This window comes from Plectonema radiosum NIES-515 (genome assembly GCF_025753815.1).
Taxonomy (GTDB): domain Bacteria; phylum Cyanobacteriota; class Cyanobacteriia; order Cyanobacteriales; family Nostocaceae; genus Hassallia; species Hassallia radiosum_A.
Genome location: NZ_JAOWRF010000383.1, coordinates 1 through 2,103 on the forward strand (window position 1 = coordinate 1; position 2,103 = coordinate 2,103).

2 protein-coding genes are annotated in these 2,103 nt (G+C 39.1%); both read left to right on the plus strand.

The features are described from left to right. Positions 1-66 precede the first annotated feature (66 nt). Complete coding sequence (locus OGM63_RS26855) at positions 67-651, plus strand: IS607 family transposase (RefSeq protein ID WP_263748775.1); 585 nt, start codon at positions 67-69, stop codon at positions 649-651. Between the two features lie 55 nt (positions 652-706). Next, positions 707-2,053, plus strand: a complete 1,347-nt coding sequence (locus OGM63_RS26860) for an RNA-guided endonuclease InsQ/TnpB family protein (protein WP_263748776.1) — start codon at positions 707-709, stop codon at positions 2,051-2,053. Positions 2,054-2,103 lie beyond the last annotated feature (50 nt).

The window sequence follows — 2,103 nt, forward strand, 5'->3', positions numbered from 1 at the left end:
GTATGATAAAACTTTAAACAAAATATAGTCTAACATAGTCAGATATAGTCTAAAACCCGACAAGTAATGAAATTGTCTGATTATGCTAAAACTTTGGGGATTTCATATCTTACAGCTTGGCGACATTACAAAGCAGGTAAGATACCATACCCAACTTCCCAACTCCCCACAGGTACGGTAATTGTTGATTACGATCCAAAAAAGATACCAGGGGGTCTTGTGAGGGTGGCGATTTATGCCAGGGTATCAAGTGCTGAAAATAAAGATAACTTGGATAGACAGGCAATACGGTTAACTCAATATGCAGTTGCCAAAGGATTTCAGATCGCCTATATCGTGAAGGAAGTAGGGAGCGGGTTAAATGACAATCGGAAGAAACTAGAAAAGCTTTTACTCAAAGACGATTATGAAATTTTGCTAGTTGAACACAAAGATAGACTAGGTAGATTTGGGACGCATTATATGGACATTTTACTGAAAAGATTAGGGGTAAATTTAGAGATAGTCAACTTGGCTGACAATGGACGGGATGAATTAATGCAAGACTTGGTGGCGATAATTACTAGCTTTGCAGCACGATTATATGGTCAGCGCCGGGCAAAACGCAAAACCGAAAAAATTGTGGAAGCATTAAATTCTCCAACAGATTAATTACGTTTTGTAGTCAAACATATCTGAGTGTATCTGTAGTGATAAACTAATTTCAATGCCAAAGTTGATCAATACTTCTCTACTTTGGGCTGCACCAACGACTACACTCAGTATCAATATGCGTCAAGTTGAAAAGCACGTAATCAAGGATGGACATGAGTGGTTTGATTATTGCGTTCGTATTACTACAGTTTCTCGACAGCTTTATAACACTGCTCAATTCACTCAACGTCAAGGTTTTTTCTATGGTTGGGGAACTCAAACACAGTCTAAATTAGACAGGTTATTCTCTTCAAATGAGAACTACAAAGCAATGCCAGCAAAAGTAGCGCAACTCGTTTTAAAGCAGAATGCTGATGGGTGGATTGCTTACGGCAAAGCATTGGCAGCTTACAAAACTGACTCAAGCAAGTTTACTGGTTTTCCAAAACCACCTAGTTATATTGATGATAAAAACCTAGTGAAATTCAATAATCAAGCAATTGGTAAAAGAGAATTTAGTAAAGGTTCAGTCGTTCCATCAATGTCACCAATCAGGATTCCGGTAAAGCCGGGACTAAAGTTTGATGACTTGTGCGAGGTACGAATTATCCCCAAAACGGGATACTTTGTGCTCGAAATAGTTTATGAAATTCCCGAGGGTCGAGAGTTCTTTTGTAGTTTGAATCCTGAGTTGAATGCGGCGATAGACATAGGATTAGATAATCTAGCAACGATTGTTTTCAACGACCTAGCAATACAGCCGATTATTGTAAATGGCAAACCATTGAAATCAGCAAACCAGTTTTACAATAAGCAGGTTGCCAAGTTTCGCGGAATGCTTGCCAATGGTAAAGGCAAGTCAAGGCGAATTGCCTCCCTCGTTCGTAATCGCAATCAATTTGTAGATTCATATTTACATCAAGCCACAAAAATGATTGTTTCGGAGTTCAAGTCTCTTGGTGTAACCCACGTATCTATAGGAAAAAACGAACAATGGAAAACACGTCTTAATTTAGGTAAACGCACAAACCAAAACTTCACTCAAATACCACACGCCAAATTTATCGAGATGCTGACTTCTAAATTAGTTCGAGTCGGTATCACCGTTAAAGTTGCAGAAGAAAGCTACACCAGCAAGAGTTCTGCCATTGATTGGGACATCATCCCAACTTATCAACCTAACAAAAAGATAAAACATATATTCTCAGGAAGACGTGTCGAACGTGCGTGGTATGTCAGTGCAGATGGTTTGAAGATTCATGCCGACGTGAACGCATCTTTCAACATCGGCAGAAAAAGTAATCCTGAAGGTTTCGACTCTATCAAGTCTATTCTGAGGGATAGGGGGTGTCAGGTAGTACATCCAAGGCGGATAACTCCACTATTTAAGCGTGTCCATGCTGAAAGTAGAGTTGCTTAAACCTAAATTGCAAATGTCTGACTATATTTGACTATGTGATTTGGAACTAT

What these genes read in the sequence shown, in the direction of transcription:
- OGM63_RS26860 (WP_263748776.1), top strand. Translation starts at nt 707, where the DNA reads ATGCCAAAGTTGATCAATACTTCTCTACTTTGGGCTGCACCAACGACT.
- OGM63_RS26855 (WP_263748775.1), top strand. Translation starts at nt 67, where the DNA reads ATGAAATTGTCTGATTATGCTAAAACTTTGGGGATTTCATATCTTACA.